Genomic DNA, 16,717 nt, shown 5'->3' with positions numbered 1-16,717 from the left:
CGACAGCAGAGCGGCTACAAAGGACAAACCCCGACAAGCGCGGCACACCCGTACAGCCCTCCACAGCACCGCCGTGCCCCGTGCCTCCCGAGCTCCAGCCCCCAGGTGATTCCATGATCGGTCGCATTCCCGTCCTCGACGTCCGTCCGCTCGTCGACTGCGGCAGAAGGCCGGCGAAAGCCGTTGCCGGTGAGACCTTCCAGGTCACCGCCACCGTCTTCCGCGAAGGCCATGACGCGGTGGCCGCCAACGTCGTGCTGTGCGACCCCAGCGGACGCCCGGGGCCGTGGACGCCGATGCGTGAACTGGCGCCCGGCACGGACCGCTGGGGAGCCGACGTCACCCCGACGGCCGAAGGCAACTGGACCTACACGGTGGAGGCGTGGAGCGATCCGGTGGCCACCTGGCGGCACGCCGCCCAGATCAAGATCCCCGCAGGTATCGACACCGAACTGGTCCTGGCCGAGGGCGCCGCGCTCCACGAGCGCGCCGCCGAGGGCGTGCCCAAGGAGGACGGCCGGGAGGCGGTGCTCGCCGCCGCCGACGCCCTGCGCGACACCACCCGCCCGGCGGCCGCCCGGCTCGCCGAGGCGCTCGCCCCCGCGGCCGACGAGGCGCTCTCCCGCCACCCGCTGCGCGAACTGGTCACCGCCTCCCGCCCGCTGCCGCTGACCGTGGAGCGCCGCCGGGCCCTCTACGGCTCCTGGTACGAGCTGTTCCCGCGCTCCGAGGGTGCGAGGACGGAGCAGATCAAGCCGCCGAAGGGCACGAAGAAGGGCCGGGCGGCCAAGACCGCGAAGCCGCAGCCGCCCGCCACCCGGATCATCAGCGGCACGTTCCGCACCGCGGCCGAGCGGCTGCCCGCCGTCGCGGCGATGGGCTTCGACGTCGTCTACCTGCCGCCGATCCACCCCATCGGCACCACCCACCGCAAGGGCGCGAACAACAGCCTCACCCCCGGCCCCGACGACCCGGGCGTGCCCTGGGCCATCGGCTCCGCCGAGGGCGGCCACGACGCCGTCCACCCGGAGCTCGGCACCCTCGACGACTTCGACCACTTCGTCGAGACCGCCCGCACCCTGCGCATGGAGATCGCCCTGGACTTCGCGCTCCAGTGCTCCCCCGACCACCCCTGGGTGACCGAGCACCCGGAGTGGTTCCACCACCGCCCCGACGGCTCCATCGCCTACGCGGAGAACCCGCCCAAGAAGTACCAGGACATCTACCCGATCGCCTTCGACACGGATCTGCGCGGGCTGGTCACGGAGTCCGTCCGCGTCCTGCGGTTCTGGATGGACCACGGCGTACGCATCTTCCGCGTCGACAATCCGCACACCAAGCCGGTGGTCTTCTGGGAGAAGGTGATCGGCGAGATCAACCGCACCGACCCGGACGTGATCTTCCTCGCCGAGGCGTTCACCCGCCCCGCGATGATGCGCACGCTCGCCGCGGTGGGCTTCCAGCAGTCGTACACGTACTTCACCTGGCGTAACACCAAGCAGGAACTCACCGAGTACGTCACGGAGCTTTCGGGCGACTCCGCCTCGTACATGCGCCCCAACTTCTTCGTGAACACCCCCGACATTCTTCCCGGCTACCTCCAGGACGGCGGCCGCCCCGCCTTCGAGGCGCGGGCCGTCCTGGGCGCGACCCTGTCCCCGTCCTGGGGCGTGTACGCGGGATTCGAGCTGTGCGAGAACACCCCGGTGCGTCCCGGGAGCGAGGAGTACCTGCACTCGGAGAAGTACGAGATCAAGCCGAGGGACTGGGAGTCGGCTGAGCGCGAGGGCCGTTCGCTGGCGCCTCTGATCACCTCGCTCAACCGGATCAGACGACGCCATCCCGCGCTCCAGCAACTGCGCGACGTGCACTTCCACTCCGTCGACAACGAGGCGCTGATCGCGTACAGCAAGCGTTCGGGTTCGAACATCGTTCTGGTGGTCGTCAACCTCGACCCCCACCACACCCAGGAGGCCACGGTCTCGTTGGACATGCCACAGCTCTGCCTCGACTGGCATGAGCGCGTGCCGGTGCGCGATGAGCTCACCGGCGACACCTATCACTGGGGCAGGACCTTCTATGTGCGTCTGGAGCCGGGTGTGACACCCGCGCACATCGTCGTTCTGCGACCGTCCCCGCCGACCGGAGGGTCACCCACACCATGATCGTCAACGAGCCCGTCCACGACACGTTCGAGGACACTCCCGCCAAGGACCGCGATCCCGACTGGTTCAAGCGCGCGGTCTTCTACGAGGTCCTCGTCCGGTCCTTCCAGGACTCCAACGGCGATGGCATCGGCGACCTCAAGGGCATCACCTCCAAACTCGACTATCTGCAGTGGCTGGGAGTCGACTGCCTCTGGCTGCCGCCGTTCTTCAAGTCACCGCTCCGCGATGGCGGTTACGACGTCTCCGACTACACCGCCGTCCTGCCGGAGTTCGGTGACCTCGCCGACTTCGTCGAGTTCGTCGACGCCGCGCACCAGCGCGGCATGCGCGTGATCATCGACTTCGTCATGAACCACACGAGCGATCAGCACGACTGGTTCCAGCAGTCCCGCACCGACCCCGACGGGCCGTACGGCGACTACTACGTCTGGGCGGACGACGACAAGCAGTTCCAGGACGCCCGGATCATCTTCGTCGACACCGAGACGTCCAACTGGACCTTCGACCCGGTGCGCAAGCAGTACTACTGGCACCGGTTCTTCTCGCACCAGCCCGACCTCAACTACGAGAACCCGGCGGTGCAGGAAGAGATCATCTCGGCGCTGCGCTTCTGGCTCGACCTGGGCATCGACGGCTTCCGCCTGGACGCCGTGCCGTATCTCTACCAGCGCGAGGGCACCAACTGCGAGAACCTGCCGGAGGCCCATGCCTTCCTCAAGCGGGTCCGCAAGGAGATCGACGCCAACTACCCGGACACCGTGCTGCTGGCCGAGGCCAACCAGTGGCCGGAAGACGTCGTCGACTACTTCGGCGACTTCCAGAGCGACGGCGACGAGTGCCACATGGCATTCCACTTCCCGGTGATGCCCCGCATCTTCATGGCCGTACGGCGCGAGAGCCGCTACCCGGTCTCCGAAATCCTGGCGAAGACCCCGGCGATCCCGAAGAACTGCCAGTGGGGGATCTTCCTGCGCAACCACGACGAGCTCACGCTCGAAATGGTCACGGACGAAGAGCGCGACTACATGTACGCGGAGTACGCCAAGGACCCGCGTATGCGGGCCAACATCGGCATCCGCCGCCGGCTGGCGCCCCTCCTGGACAACGACCGCAACCAGATCGAGCTGTTCACGGCGCTGCTGCTGTCCCTGCCCGGCTCCCCGATCCTCTACTACGGGGACGAGATCGGGATGGGCGACAACATCTGGCTCGGCGACCGCGACGCCGTACGCACCCCGATGCAGTGGACCCCCGACAGGAACGCCGGGTTCTCCTCCAGTGATCCGGGGCGGCTGTACCTCCCCACGATCATGGACCCGGTCTACGGCTACCAGGTCACCAACGTCGAGGCGTCGATGGCCTCGCCGTCCTCGCTGCTGCACTGGACGCGGCGGATGATCGAGATCCGCAAGCAGAACCACGCGTTCGGCACGGGCTCCTACACGGAACTGCCGTCCTCGAACCCGGCCGTTCTGGCCTTCATCCGGGAGGCCCCGCCGAACGGCGACGGCACCGACGATCTGGTGCTCTGCGTCCACAACTTCTCCCGGTTCGCGCAACCGACGGAGCTGGACCTGCGGGCGTACAACGGCCGTCACCCGGTGGAGCTGATCGGCGGGGTGCGCTTCCCGGCCATCGGCCAGTGGCCTTACCTGCTCACCCTCGCGGGGCACGGCTTCTACTGGTTCCGGCTGCGCAAGGACCCACCCGTCGTCTGACGGCGCACGACCTCTCGCGGGGCGGTTTCCGCCGCCCCGCAGGGGGCACTCTCCCCCATATCGAGCTCTTCCGGGCTCCTCCGGCCCCTTCGGGGCCAAAGATCGAGTCCGTACGGACCATCCTCTCCCGACACGTCCCGCACAGCCGGACAGCCATTGCCGCAATCCGGGACACTCTTCGCATCCTGTGGTGTGCCCGGGGAAAGGACGCGATGCCATGTCGGAGGCTGCATCCACTCGAGTCGCCACATCGAAGAGTAAAAAGAAGAGCACAACAATGAGCGCCCAGCCGCCACCGCAGACCAGCTCGGAGGCGGGTGCGGCGGACAGCACCGCCCCAAGCGCGCCGGGGCAGACGTCCGGGAGCGCGACGACGCGCATGCCGGCCGGTCCGGTCGTCGGCGCGGAACTGCTGCCCTCCCTCGCTCCCCTGCTCCATGCCTGGCTTCCGGGCCAGCGCTGGTTCGCGGGCAAGGGCCAGCCGGTCACGCGCTTCACGCTCGTGTCGGCCACCGAGATACTGCCGGTGAGCTCTGCCGGTCCGGGTCCCGGGCTGCTCCATCTGCTCGTCAGGGCCCACCAGCCCGGGCCGGCGAACGCGCCGGGCGACTGCTACCAACTCCTGCTCGGCGTACGGGCCAGCCTCCCCACCCTGCTGGCCGGCGCCCGCATCGGCCGGGTCCAGGAAGGGCCGCTGGCCGGCCTCACGGTGTACGAGGGTCTGCACGACCCACGGGTCGCCGAACTCCTGCTGGAACGGTTCCGCCGCCCCGGCGCCCTCGGTCCGGTCCGCTTCGAACAGGCCGCCGCGATCCCCGCCGGACTCGCTCCCCGGCTCCTGGACACCGAGCAGTCCAACTCCTCGCTCGTGTACGGCGACGCCTACATCCTCAAGATCTTCCGCCGGGTCTTCCCCGGCACCAACCCTGATCTGGAGCTGCCGCTCGCCCTCACCCGCGAAGGCTGCCGACGGGTGCCCGCCCCGGTCGCCTGGTTCGAGGCCACCGCACCCCACCCGGTGACGCTCGGCGTGCTCCAGCCGTTCCTGCGCGGTGCGCGGGACGGCTGGCAGCTCGCCCTCGGCGCGCTCGCCGAGGGCCGGGACTTCGTACCGGAGGCCCACGCCCTGGGCGTGGCCACCGCCGAGGTCCACACCGCGCTCGCCGCCGCGCTGCCGACGCCCGTACTGCGCCACTCGCAGACCCGGCAGCTCGTCGACGGGATGACGGAACGGCTGGAGGCCGCCGCCCGGGCCGTGCCGGCACTCGTGCCGTACGTGCCGGGGCTGCGCACCGCCTTCGACGCCGTCGCCGCGCTCGGTCACGAGGGCAGTGGCTGGGCGGCCCAGCGGGTCCACGGCGATCTCCATCTCGGCCAGACGCTGCGCGCCGACGACGGTTTCTGGTCACTGATCGACTTCGAGGGGGAGCCCGCCCGGCCCCTCCCGGAACGCCGCCGTCCACAGCCGCCTGTGCGTGATGTCGCGGGCATGCTCCGCTCCTTCGACTACGCGGCCCGCTCGCACCGCCCGTGGAACGCGGAGTGGGCGGCCCGCTGCCGCGCCGCGTACTGCGAGGGATACGCGCAGGCCGCGGGGTCCGATCCGCGCGGTGAGCCGGAACTGCTGCGTGCCTACGAGACCGACAAGGCGGTGTACGAGGTGCTGTACGAGGCACGGAACCGGCCCGACTGGCTGCCGGTGCCGATGGCCGCGATCCAGCGTCTGGCCACGGCGAACGACTGAACCACCCCGCTTCTCCCCTCTCCCCCTCCACTCCCCTTCGCTTCTCCCCTCCGAGGAGGCAGTCTCTGTGACCGCCCGCAAGCCGTCCCGCAAAACGTCGGATCCCATCGAGGCCCCACCCGTCCAGCAGCCGGTGACCACCGAGGTCTCCGCCCCGACCGCACCCGCCGTACCCGCTGCGCCTGCGGCTCCCGCTGCCCCTGCGGCTCCCGCGACGAAGAGGGCGCCCGCGACGAAGGACGCGTCCGCGGCGAAGGACGCGTCCGCGGCCACCAAGGCCGCCGCGCCGCCGGCCAAGCGGACCCGGGCCAAGCGGGCCGCCACCACGCCGCCCCGCCCCCGGCGCGGGGGCGGCAGCAAGGCCGTCCTGCCCGCCGTCGCACTGGACGGCGGCGACCGGGGCCGGCTGCTCTCCGGTGAGCACCACGCCCCGCACGACCTGCTGGGCGCGCACCGGACCCGGGGCGGGGTGGAGTTCCGCGCGCTGCGCCCCTTCGCCCGTTCGGTGACCGTGATCGCCGAAGGGCTGCGGGCGGAACTGCACGAGGACGGCGACGGATTCTTCGCCGGGGTCCTGCCGATCTCCGACGTACCCGAGTACCGGCTCTCGGTCGTCTACGAGGACAACGAGATCGAGGTCCACGACCCGTACCGCTTCCTGCCCGCGCTCGGCGAACTCGACCTGCATCTGATCGGCGAGGGACGGCACGAGGAGCTGTGGACCGCTCTCGGCGCCCGGCCGATGGAGCACCAGGGCGTGGCCGGCACCCGCTTCACCGTGTGGGCGCCGAACGCGCGAGGGGTGCGGGTCACCGGTGACTTCAACTACTGGGACGGCACGGGCTTCCCGATGCGCTCGCTGGGCTCCTCGGGCGTGTGGGAGCTGTTCGTCCCCGCGGTCGGCGAGGGCGCCCTGTACAAGTTCGACATCTGCCGCCCCGACGGTTCGCACACGCTGCGCGCCGACCCGATGGCCCGGCAGGCGGAGGTTCCTCCGGCCAACGCCTCGGTGGTCACCGACTCGCACCACGAGTGGCAGGACGCGGACTGGATGGCGCACCGGGGCGACCGCCCGGTCCACGAGGCACCGTTCTCCGTGTACGAGGTCCATCTCCCGTCCTGGCGACCAGGATTGACCTATCGCCAGCTCGCCACGCAGCTGCCTGCCTACGTGCGCGATCTGGGCTTCACGCACGTCGAGCTGATGCCCGTGTCCGAGCACCCCTTCGGCGGTTCCTGGGGCTACCAGGTCACGGGCTTCTACGCCCCGACCTCACGCATGGGCGGTCCGGACGACTTCCGTCACCTCGTCGACGCCCTGCACCAGGCGGGCATCGGGGTCATCGTCGACTGGGTGCCCGCGCACTTCCCGCGTGACGACTGGGCGCTCGCCGAGTTCGACGGCCGCCCGCTCTACGAGCACTCGGACCCGTCCCGGGCCGCGCACCCCGACTGGGGCACGCTGGAGTTCGACTACGGCCGCAAGGAGGTCCGCAACTTCCTGGTCTCCAACGCCACCTACTGGTGCGAGGAGTTCCACATCGACGGCCTGCGGGTCGACGCGGTGGCCTCGATGCTCTACCTCGACTACTCCCGCGAGGACGGGCAGTGGTCGCCGAACGAGCACGGCGGCCGGGAGAACCTGGACGCCGTCGCCTTCCTCCAGGAGATGAACGCGACCGTCTACCGGCGCAACCCCGGCGTCGTCACGATCGCCGAGGAGTCCACCGCCTGGGACGGCGTCACGCGCGCCACGCACCATGTCGGCCACGGCGGCTTCGGCGGGCTGGGTTTCGGACTGAAGTGGAACATGGGCTGGATGCACGACTCGCTCGACTACGTGTCGAAGGAGCCGGTGCACCGCAAGTACCACCACAACGAGATGACCTTCTCGATGGTGTACGCGTACAGCGAGAACTACGTCCTGCCGATCTCGCACGACGAGGTGGTGCACGGGAAGCAGGCACTGGTCACCAAGATGCCGGGCGACTGGTGGCAGCAGCGCGCCAACCACCGGGCCTACCTCGGCTTCATGTGGGCCCACCCGGGCAAGCAACTCCTCTTCATGGGCCAGGAGTTCGCCCAGGGAGCGGAGTGGTCCGAGGGACACGGACCGGACTGGTGGCTGCTCGACCCCTCGTACGCGGCCTCGGACGACCACCGTGGCGTACGCACCCTGGTGAGCGATCTCAACGCGGTGTACGGGGCGGTGCCCGCCCTCTGGCAGCGCGACACCGTGCCGGAGGGCTTCGCCTGGGTCGACGGGAACGCCTTCGAGGACAACGTGTTCGCGTTCCTGCGTTACGACGCCGACGGCGCGCCGCTCCTGGCGATCTCGCACTTCTCCCCGGTGGTACGCCACGACTACCGCGTCGGCGTACCGGAGGGCTTCGAGAGGTGGGTGGAGATCATGAACACGGACGCGGCCCGGTACGGCGGTGGCGACGTGCGCAACGAGGAGCCGCTGAAGCCGGAGGCGGTGGCCATGCACGGCAGGGAGACCAGCGTGCTCCTGACCCTGCCGCCGCTGGCCACGGTGTACTTCCGCCCGGCCTGACCGGTTGATCCCACGCCCGGGAGGGGGCCCGCACCGGTCCGCCGGTGCGGGCCCCTCTCACGCGCCGCCCAGGGCCTCCACGGTGCTTGCCCAGGAGTCACGGCCGTGCCCCTTCGCGATCGCCCGCTCCGAGACCGCCTTCACCTGACGAAGCTGGGCAAGGCACTGGACCGGGAGGAGGACAGACACTCCGACCAGGCACCGGACACCACGGGCGGCCACCACCACAGCTGCGGCTCCGGCGGCGGCTGCGGGGGCGGGAACCACTGATCCGGGTGGCCGGCCGGCATGCCGGCACGAGGCTCAGGCCGCCGTGAACACGTCCTCCAGTTCCTGGAGGAGCTTGCGCTTGGGGCGGGCACCGACCATGGACTTCACCGGTTCGCCCGCGTGGAAGACCATCAGGGTCGGCATCGACAGCACCGCGTACCGGGACGTGATGCCCGGGTTGGCGTCCACGTCGAGCTGGACGACCTTGATCCGGTCGCTCTCCTCAGCCGCCACGGCGCTGAGCACCGGGGCGAGCTGGCGGCAGGGGCCGCACCAGTCGGCGGTGAACTCCACCAGGACCGGGAGGCCCGCTCCCAGGACCTCCTCGTCGAAGGTCGCGTCGGTGACCTCGGCCACACCCTCTGCGTGAATCATTCGTCATCCTCCCAGTTCGCAACGTGGTTCGGGTCCGCCGGGCAGTTCTGCCGACGCCTCCAGTTCGGCGCGGGCCAGCTGCGTACCCACCTCCGCCCTGACCGTCTGCAACTGCTCGATGAGCGTGTCGAGTTCGCCGAGTTTGCGGCGGTAGACGGCGAGGGAGGCGGGGCATGCGTCACCGGCCGGGTGGCCGGCGCGCAGGCATTCGACGAACGGCCGGGTCTCCTCCAGGTCGAACCCGAAGTCCTGAAGGGTCCGGATCTGCTGGAGCATCCGCAGATCGTCCTCGTCGTACGTGCGGTAGCCGTTCACCGCCCGCCGTGCGTGCAGCAGCCCGCGTGACTCGTAGTAGCGCAGAGTCCGCGTGGTCGTCCCGGCCCGCTCGGCCAGCTCCCCGATTCGCATACTCCGACGGTAATCCTTGACGTGGACGTCAAGGCAAGGCCCCGGTGCTCACGCCCGGCCCCGTCGTGACCGCATACCTTCACCGGGTTTCGCGGCCTTCGGCCGGTGGCCGGACACAGCTGTGGCCGGTACGGGAGTCCCGTACCGGCCACGCGGGGACTACTTGCCTGCCGCTGCCCGCCTCCGGACGGCGTAGAAGATCCCGCCGCCCGCGATCAGCGCCGCCGCCGCGGCACCGGCCACCGGGAGGGTGGAGTCGGAGCCGGTCGCCGCCAGGCCGCCGCCCGTCGTCGTCCGCGGGTCGGAGCCACCGGTGGCGGCGGAGCCACCGGACGTGGACGAGGACGAGGAGGCCGAGCCGCCGCCGGAGGCCGAGTCCGAGCCGCCGGACGAGGTTCCGCCGGAGGCGGCCGTACCGCCGCTGGTGGAGGACCCTCCGGCGGCGGAGGAACCGCCGGACGAGGAACCGCCCGTGGTGCCCGAGCCGGCATTGATCACGATCTCGGCGGTGTCATTGGCCGGGTTCTTGTCGAAGGGCCTGGCCGGCCCGGAGAAGGAGACCTTTCCGGTCGCGCCCTCGATGACCTTGTCGATCCGGAGTACGAAGGGGTACGCCTCGCCGCCCTTCTCGTCCACCCAGGACTGCGAGGTCCCGCAGCGGTAGTGCGTCTTGGTGACCGGGTGGCAGAAGCCGTGCGCCTTCACCACCGACGTACCCGCCGGAATCCGGATGTCGACGACGGCCGCTCCCTGGCCCCGCTCGCGGTAGACCCAGGCCGGGCCCTTGTTGACGAACGCCACGTCGGCGGTGACCTTGTCGCCCGCCTTGCCCTTGAGCTGGGCGCCGGTCAGCGAGAAGTCGGCCGTGTTCTGCGCGGTGGCGTCGGTGATGCTGTACATCTCGGGGTGGTTCGTCAGGTCCGCCTCGGTCGCCGGGGCCTTCTCGACCAGCTTCAGCGGGGCGCCCGTGCCCGCCACGGGATCCGTCTGGCCACCCTCCGTCGGCCCGCTCTGCTCGGTCCGGACCGTCATGTAGATGGTGTCGTAGAGCGCGTTGTCCAGCGCCTTCAGTCCGATCGGATGCTCCGGCACGTACACGACGCCGGGCTTCAGCGGCTGCTCGACAAGGCACACCGCGACATGCGACTCCGGGCTTTCGTCGACGGAGAACGCCGTGTAGTACTCGCAGTTGGAATAGGAGTCCGCCGAGGCGAGACCCGACGTGACGGAGTAACTGACCCAGACCTTCCCGACCTCCTCGGTGCTCTTGTTCAGCACCGAGAACGGCAGGTCGAAGCCGCTGCCGGGGCGCAGCCCCGAGACCGGGGCGAGCGTCCCGATCCCGAGGTCGGGCTCCTCCTCGGCTGCCGCGGGCACGGACCCGAGCCCGGTCAGCGCGACGGCGGCGAGAACACCGACCGCGGCGCGCGAAAGGCGGCGGCCGGGAAGGGCGTGAGTCATAGAGGTTCCCTCGTTATGGCGTGCGATGGAAGAGATGCCGTCTCCGGCACAACACGTACGTGAACAGGAGACTCGTTCGACCATCGCAGGGTTGTACGCCCCTCCGCCCCCGTCAGACCTTCGCCGGCAGCTCGCCGCCCTCACGGGGCTCGGGGACCACGCTCTCCACCGGCGCGTCGTCGGTGAGCGTCTTCTCGTCGAACGGGACCCGGCCGGCGAGGACCTCACCGACCCGCTCCTTGTCGATCTCCTTGGTCCAGGTGCCGACGAGGACCGTGGCGACCGCGTTGCCCGCGAAGTTCGTCAGGGCGCGGGCCTCGCTCATGAAGCGGTCGATGCCGACGATCAGTCCGACGCCGTCGACCAGTTCGGGCCGGTGGGACTGGAGGCCGCCCGCGAGGGTGGCGAGTCCGGCGCCGGTGACGCCCGCGGCGCCCTTCGACGCGATCACCATGAAGACCAGGAGCGAGATCTGCTCGCTCGCGGTCAGCGGGTCGCCCATCGCATTGGCGATGAAGAGCGAGGACATCGTGAGGTAGATCGCGGTGCCGTCGAGGTTGAAGGAGTAGCCGGTCGGCACGGTGATGCCGACGACGGGCTTGCTGATACCCAGGTGCTCCATCTTCGCGATGAGCCGGGGCAGGGCCGACTCCGACGAGGAGGTGGACAGGATCAGCAGGAACTCGCGGCCCAGGTACTTCAGCAGCGACAGCAGATTGACCCCGGCGACGAGCCGCAGGATCGTGCCGAGCACCACGAAGACGAAGAGCGCGCAGGTGATGTAGAAGCCGATCATGATGATCGCCAGGGACTTCAGCGCGTCGAGGCCGGTCTCGCCGACCACCGCGGCCATCGCGCCGAACGCGCCGACCGGGGCGGCCCACATGATCATGGCGAGGATGCGGAAGACGAGCCGCTGGATGTGGCCGATACCGCGCAGGACCGGTTCGCCGGCCGCCCCCATGGCCTGGAGCGCGAAGCCCGCGAGCAGGGCGACGAGCAGCGTCTGGAGGACCTCGCCGCCGGTGAAGGCGGAGACCATCGTGGTCGGGATGATGCCGAGCAGGAAGTCCACGGTCGACTCGCTGGCGCCCGCCGCCTGCTGCTCACCGGCGGTGCGGGCCGCCTCGGTGAGGTGCAGGCCGGAGCCGGGCTCCAGGATGTTGCCGACGACCAGGCCGATGGCGAGGGCGACCGTCGACATCACCAGGAAGTAGCCGAGGGCGAGGCCGCCGACGGCACCGACCTTGGCGGCCCTGCGTACGGAGCCGACGCCCAGCACGATCGTGCAGAAGATGATCGGCGAGATCATCATCTTGATGAGGTTCACGAAGCCGGTACCGATGGGCTTGAGCTCCACGGCGACCCCGGGGGCCACGAAGCCCACCAGAATGCCGAGAACCACGGCTCCGATCACGGCCAGGTAGAGATAATGGGTCCGGTCCCGCCTTGCGGCTGCAGCTGCCACGGGGGCCTCCTCGGCTGATGTCGCGGTCGCTCCCCCGTCCCTGGGGGCCTCGGCGACTATCCATCTCCCTGTGACGGCCGTCACCCTTGCGTTCATATCGTTCACGGTCGGGTTCAAGCCACCCACCGTCGGCGGAGCGGGCGAGGCAGACTGGGCGGCATGCGTCTCCCCCGTACCCGCCCCCGCAGCCTGGCCGGCCAGCTCTTCGCCATGCAGGTCGTGCTGGTGGCCGCTGTCGTCGCCGGGTGCGCGTTCTTCGCGTACGCCTCCGGGAGCGCCCAGGCGGAGGAGACCGCCACCCGGCAGGTACGGGCCGCCGCGGTGGCGGTGGCCGGTTCCCCCTCGGTACGGGAGGCGATCCGTACACCGGACCCCTCCGCCGCACTCCAGCCGTACGCGGAACAGGTACGCCGGGAGACCGGCATCGCCTTCGTCACGATCATGAATCCGCGGGGGGTGCGCTGGACACATCCGGACACCGGCCGGATCGGCGAGATCTTCCTCGGGCACACCGCGCAGGCGCTGCGCGGCGAGACGTTCACCGAGACGTACACCGGCACGCTCGGGCCCTCGATACGGGTGGTGACACCGGTCAGGGACGGCGGCCGGATCACCGGGCTCGTCAGCGCAGGCATCACCGTCGAGCGGGTCTCCACGCAGGTGCGCGAGCAGCTGGGCGCGCTGGGTCTCGCGGCGGGCGGAGCGCTGGCGCTCGGCGGACTCGGTACGTACGTGATCAACGCCCGGCTGCGGCGCCACACGCACGGCATGAACGCGGGTGAGCTGAGCCGGCTGCACGACTATCACGAGGCCACGCTGCACGCGCTCCGCGAGGGCCTGCTGATGCTCGACGGGCGACGGCGGATCGCGCTGATCAACGACGCGGGCCGGGAGCTGCTCGGCCTGGAGCCGGGTGCGGTCGGCCGGACCGTCGCCGAGCTGGCGCTGCCCGCCCCGCTGACCGGGGCGCTGCTCGCCTCCGAGCCACGGGTCGACGAGGTGCATCTGGCGGCGGACCGGGTGATCGTGGTCAACACCCGTCCGGTGGTGGGCGGGGAGCAGCGGGGCACCGTGGTGACCCTGCGGGACCACACCGAACTCCAGGCTCTCTCCGGGGAGTTGGACTCCGAGCGCGGATTCACCCAGGCCCTGCGCTCCCAGGCGCACGAGGCCGCGAACCGGCTGCACACCGTGGTGTCGCTGATCGAACTGGGCCGCGTCGAGGAGGCGGTGGACTTCGCCACGGCGGAACTGGAGCTGGCCCAGGAGCTCACCGACCGGGTCGTGGGCGCGGTCGCGGAACCGGTGCTGGCGGCGCTGCTGCTCGGCAAGGCGGCGCAGGCGAACGAGCGGGGCGTGGAGCTGGTGCTCGCCGCCGACAGCCTGATCGACGACGGGGCGCTGCCCGCCACGCTGGCGCAGCGCGATCTGGTGACCATCCTCGGCAATCTGATCGACAACGCGGTGGACGCGGCCTCGGAGGCGGCGACGGGCGGCCCCGGCGTGATGGGCGCCGTGCCCGTCCCCTCCCCGCGCACCGGTTCACGGGCCCGGGTCACGGTGACGGCGCTCGCCGGGGACGGCGAACTGCTGCTGCGGGTCGCCGACACCGGGGCGGGCATCGGTCCGGACGACGCCGACGAGGTCTTCCGGCGCGGCTGGTCGACGCACGGCGCCGGACGCGGACTCGGTCTCGCGCTCGTACGGCAGGCCGCGCACCGCAACGGCGGGACGGTCACGCTGGACCGGGGTACGGACGGCGGCGCCGAGTTCACGGTGCGGCTGCCGCTGCGGGCGCGTACGGGCGAGGAGGTCACCGCGTGATCCGGGTCCTGGTCGTCGAGGACGACCCGGTGGCGGCGGACGCCCATCAGCTGTACGTGGGGCGGGTGCCGGGCTTCGAGGTGGCGGCAGTGGCGCACTCGCGGGCTCAGGCGGTGCGGGCGCTGGAGCGAACCCCGGTGGATCTGCTGCTCCTGGATCTCTACCTGCCGGACGGACACGGTCTTCAGCTGCTGCGCTCGCTGCGGGCCGCCGGTCACGCGGCCGATGTCATCGCCGTGACGTCGGCGCGTGATCTCGCGGTGGTGCGGGAAGGGGTGTCGCTCGGCGTCGTCCAGTACGTACTGAAGCCGTTCACCTATCCCACGCTCCGGGACCGGCTGGTGCGGTACGCGGAGTTCCGCGCGGCGGCGGGTGAGGCGAGCGGCCAGGAGGAGGTGGACCGGGCGCTCGGCGCGCTGCGGGTCACGCATCCGTCCGCGCTCCCCAAGGGGCTGAGCGGGCCGACCCTGGAAGCGGTGACCCGGGCCCTGCGGGCCGCAGGGGAAGGGCTGACCGCAGCGGCGGCCGGTGAGGCACTCGGCATGTCCCGGATCACGGCCCGCCGCTATCTGGAACATCTGGTGACCGTGGGCCGGGCGGCGCGCAGGCCGCATTACGGACAGGTCGGGCGCCCGGAGCTGCACTACCGCTGGGTTCCGGAAGGCCACTGACGGCGCCCAGGGGGACCCGGTTCGTCCTAGTAGCTTCCTACGAAGGATGATCTGGGCGGAACCGACCGTAGCCAGTGGGTCCGGGGACTCTTACGGTGGGGCCGTGCACCCCACTCCGCCCTTCAACGCCCCCGCCGCGCGCCGACTTCGCGAGGCTCTGGGGATGGCGCCCGGTCATGTCGCGTACGGTCTCGCCGCCCAGTACGGCCTCCGGCTCCCGCCGGAGACGGTGATCGCCTGGGAGCGCGGTACGGCGACGCCGACCGACCGCGAGCTGACCGCGCTCGCCGGTGTGCTGTGGTGCGCGCCGGGCGAGCTGCTCACCGCCGCGTCCACCCTGCGGGAGCACCGGCTGAGCCGGGGCCTCTCGGTGGAGGAGCTGGCCGGGCGGACGGGGCTCAGCGGTGCCTCGTACCAGCGGATGGAGGAGTCGGGCCGCTGGCGCGGCAACGAACGGCAGTCCGCGGCGCTCTGCGAGGCGCTGGAGCTGACGGCCGCGCAGTTCCTGACCGCGAGCGGCCGGAACGAGGAGCTGTCCGAGCTGCTGACCAGCGCGGTGACGACGCGCTGGCAGGCGTACGTACGCCCGGTGGCCAAGCTCGTACCGCTGGACCGGGGCCTGATCCAGAACGTGCTGGAGCAGCTGCACGCCGACTACCAGTCGCTGATGGTCTCGACCCTGAGCTGGGGCGGCGCCGACACGCAGCGCCCGGCGGCGACGGGAGACGCGGGCCGCGCCTTCCTGGCCCGGATCGTCGAGCACTTCTGGCGCGCGACAGGCGTGTAGCAGCCGTCACGGCCGTACGCACCGCCGGAGCCGCGCCGGGACCGTCCGGGGGGACGGTCCGGGATGCGGCCAGGCGCTGCTCCGGGGAAGGAATCCGGCCGGAAGTCCGTACGGGGAATGCGGGCGGGCCGGCGCCCGGGGCGCGCGTCCAGGTCAGAAGACCGACTCGGCCTCGTACATCCGGTCCGCCGGCACCGTCTTCAGCCGGGTGATCGCGTCGGCGAGCGGGACCATGACGATCTCGTTGCCCCGCAGCGCCGTCATCCTGCCGAACTCGCCGCGGTGGACGGCCTCCACCGCGTTCCAGCCGAAGCGCGTCGCGAGCACCCGGTCGTACGCGGTCGGGGTCCCGCCGCGCTGCACGTGTCCGAGGATGACCGGCCGGGCCTCCTTGCCGAGCCTGCGCTCCAGCTCGATGGCGAGGCGGTTGCCGATGCCGGTGAAGCGCTCGTGGCCGAACTGGTCGATCTCGCCCTTGGCGTACGGCATCGAGCCCTCGGCCGGGTGCGCGCCCTCCGCGACACAGATCACCGCGAACTTCTTGCCGCGCGCGAAGCGTTCCTCGACCATCTTGACCAGGTCGTCGACCTGGAAGGGCCGCTCGGGCAGGCAGATCCCGTGCGCACCGCCCGCCATGCCGGACTCCAGCGCGATCCAGCCCGCGTGCCGGCCCATCACCTCGACGACCATGACCCGCTGGTGCGATTCGGCGGTCGTCTTGAGGCGGTCTATGGCTTCGGTGGCGACGCCCACCGCGGTGTCGAACCCGAAGGTCCGGTCGGTCGCGGAGATGTCGTTGTCGATGGTCTTGGGCACACCGACGACGGGCATTCCGGCGTCCGCCAGCATCCGGGCGGCGGTCAGGGTGCCCTCGCCGCCGATCGGGATGAGCGCGTCGATACCGTAACGGCGGCTCAGCTCGTCGCAGTTCTCGGCGGCTTCCCGCAGCCGGTCGCGCTCCAGGCGGGCCGAACCGAGAATGGTGCCGCCACGGGCCAGGATGCCGCTGACGGCGTTGAGATCGAGCGGCCTGAAGTGGCCGTCGAGCAGCCCCTTGAACCCGTCCTCGAAGCCGATGACTTCATCGCCGTGACCCACCACGGCGCGGTGCACGACCGACCGGATCACTGCGTTCAGGCCAGGGCAGTCGCCGCCTGCGGTGAGAATTCCGATGCGCATCGTGCTGTGTCTCCTGCTCGCTAGTGTCGTGCATTCGGGGGGCTCCTCGAAGGGACCCCCGTACCGTGAGCCACGGCAATTGTCCCA

General features: G+C 70.8%; 13 protein-coding genes. 8 read left to right on the top strand and 5 right to left on the bottom strand.

Annotated features, from left to right (window positions below):
* The first annotated feature begins 113 nt into the window (after positions 1–113).
* The 5 genes from AC07FA_RS15610 to AC07FA_RS15590 all read left to right on the top strand — a co-directional run bounded on the left by AC07FA_RS15610 (position 114) and on the right by AC07FA_RS15590 (position 8,457).
* Entirely contained in the window at positions 114–2,165 is a 2,052-nt protein-coding gene (locus AC07FA_RS15610; protein ID WP_479075878.1) for an alpha-1,4-glucan--maltose-1-phosphate maltosyltransferase, read from the top strand.
* Positions 2,162–3,886 carry a maltose alpha-D-glucosyltransferase gene (gene treS, locus AC07FA_RS15605; protein ID WP_479075877.1) on the top strand — a complete coding sequence of 575 codons (1,725 nt, stop codon included), beginning with the start codon at positions 2,162–2,164 and terminating at the stop codon, positions 3,884–3,886. The genes AC07FA_RS15610 and treS overlap by 4 nt, the downstream gene beginning before the upstream one ends.
* 217 nt (positions 3,887–4,103) lie before the next feature.
* Positions 4,104–5,630, top strand: a complete 1,527-nt coding sequence (locus AC07FA_RS15600) for a maltokinase N-terminal cap-like domain-containing protein (protein WP_479075875.1) — start codon at positions 4,104–4,106, stop codon at positions 5,628–5,630.
* Between the two features lie 67 nt (positions 5,631–5,697).
* Positions 5,698–8,187, top strand: a complete 2,490-nt coding sequence (gene glgB, locus AC07FA_RS15595; protein WP_479075873.1) for a 1,4-alpha-glucan branching enzyme — start codon at positions 5,698–5,700, stop codon at positions 8,185–8,187.
* A gap of 105 nt (positions 8,188–8,292) precedes the next feature.
* Positions 8,293–8,457, top strand: coding sequence for a hypothetical protein (locus AC07FA_RS15590; RefSeq protein WP_479075871.1), 165 nt, complete (start codon positions 8,293–8,295; stop codon positions 8,455–8,457).
* Between the two features lie 33 nt (positions 8,458–8,490).
* Here the strand turns inward: AC07FA_RS15590 and trxA are convergent, their stop codons facing one another.
* The 4 genes from trxA to AC07FA_RS15570 all read right to left on the bottom strand — a co-directional run bounded on the left by trxA (position 8,491) and on the right by AC07FA_RS15570 (position 12,169).
* Positions 8,491–8,832, bottom strand: coding sequence for a thioredoxin (gene trxA / locus AC07FA_RS15585; RefSeq protein WP_479075870.1), 342 nt, complete (start codon positions 8,830–8,832; stop codon positions 8,491–8,493).
* 3 nt (positions 8,833–8,835) lie between these two features.
* Positions 8,836–9,240: a MerR family transcriptional regulator gene (locus AC07FA_RS15580; protein WP_479075869.1), complete on the bottom strand. Its 405-nt coding sequence runs from the start codon at positions 9,238–9,240 to the stop codon at positions 8,836–8,838.
* 159 nt (positions 9,241–9,399) lie between these two features.
* Positions 9,400–10,701, bottom strand: coding sequence for a peptidase (locus tag AC07FA_RS15575; RefSeq protein WP_479075867.1), 1,302 nt, complete (start codon positions 10,699–10,701; stop codon positions 9,400–9,402).
* Between the two features lie 112 nt (positions 10,702–10,813).
* Positions 10,814–12,169, bottom strand: coding sequence for a cation:dicarboxylate symporter family transporter (locus tag AC07FA_RS15570; RefSeq protein ID WP_479075866.1), 1,356 nt, complete (start codon positions 12,167–12,169; stop codon positions 10,814–10,816).
* A 159-nt stretch (positions 12,170–12,328) separates the two neighbouring features.
* Here AC07FA_RS15570 and AC07FA_RS15565 point away from each other — a divergent pair, with 159 nt between their 5' ends.
* The 3 genes from AC07FA_RS15565 (at position 12,329) to AC07FA_RS15555 (ending at position 15,451) form a co-directional block, all read left to right on the top strand.
* Positions 12,329–13,993 (top strand): sensor histidine kinase, encoded by a 1,665-nt coding sequence (locus AC07FA_RS15565; RefSeq protein WP_479075864.1) that lies wholly within the window; start codon positions 12,329–12,331, stop codon positions 13,991–13,993.
* Positions 13,990–14,664: a response regulator gene (locus AC07FA_RS15560; protein ID WP_479075863.1), complete on the top strand. Its 675-nt coding sequence runs from the start codon at positions 13,990–13,992 to the stop codon at positions 14,662–14,664. Before AC07FA_RS15565 ends, AC07FA_RS15560 begins: the two co-directional genes overlap by 4 nt.
* 163 nt (positions 14,665–14,827) lie before the next feature.
* Positions 14,828–15,451, top strand: coding sequence for a helix-turn-helix domain-containing protein (locus AC07FA_RS15555; RefSeq protein ID WP_479075951.1), 624 nt, complete (start codon positions 14,828–14,830; stop codon positions 15,449–15,451).
* Positions 15,452–15,604: 153 nt separating this feature from the next.
* On the opposite strand, the gene AC07FA_RS15550 is transcribed toward AC07FA_RS15555, so the two are convergent.
* Positions 15,605–16,630, bottom strand: a complete 1,026-nt coding sequence (locus AC07FA_RS15550) for an ATP-dependent 6-phosphofructokinase (protein WP_479075862.1) — start codon at positions 16,628–16,630, stop codon at positions 15,605–15,607.
* Positions 16,631–16,717 lie beyond the last annotated feature (87 nt).

The sequence above is a fragment of the Streptomyces sp. NPDC045968 genome, from assembly GCF_056430475.1.
Note: the sequence above shows the minus strand (reverse complement) of the source record. Positions and strands in the feature narration are given on the sequence as shown.

Bases quoted from the DNA above. Each gene is read 5' to 3' on its own strand.
- AC07FA_RS15580 (WP_479075869.1), bottom strand. From the start codon at position 9,240: ATGCGAATCGGGGAGCTGGCCGAGCGGGCCGGGACGACCACGCGGACT.
- AC07FA_RS15600 (WP_479075875.1), top strand. From the start codon at position 4,104: ATGTCGGAGGCTGCATCCACTCGAGTCGCCACATCGAAGAGTAAAAAG.
- AC07FA_RS15550 (WP_479075862.1), bottom strand. From the start codon at position 16,630: ATGCGCATCGGAATTCTCACCGCAGGCGGCGACTGCCCTGGCCTGAAC.
- trxA (WP_479075870.1), bottom strand. From the start codon at position 8,832: ATGATTCACGCAGAGGGTGTGGCCGAGGTCACCGACGCGACCTTCGAC.
- AC07FA_RS15575 (WP_479075867.1), bottom strand. From the start codon at position 10,701: ATGACTCACGCCCTTCCCGGCCGCCGCCTTTCGCGCGCCGCGGTCGGT.
- treS (WP_479075877.1), top strand. From the start codon at position 2,162: ATGATCGTCAACGAGCCCGTCCACGACACGTTCGAGGACACTCCCGCC.
- AC07FA_RS15555 (WP_479075951.1), top strand. From the start codon at position 14,828: ATGGCGCCCGGTCATGTCGCGTACGGTCTCGCCGCCCAGTACGGCCTC.
- AC07FA_RS15565 (WP_479075864.1), top strand. From the start codon at position 12,329: ATGCGTCTCCCCCGTACCCGCCCCCGCAGCCTGGCCGGCCAGCTCTTC.
- AC07FA_RS15610 (WP_479075878.1), top strand. From the start codon at position 114: ATGATCGGTCGCATTCCCGTCCTCGACGTCCGTCCGCTCGTCGACTGC.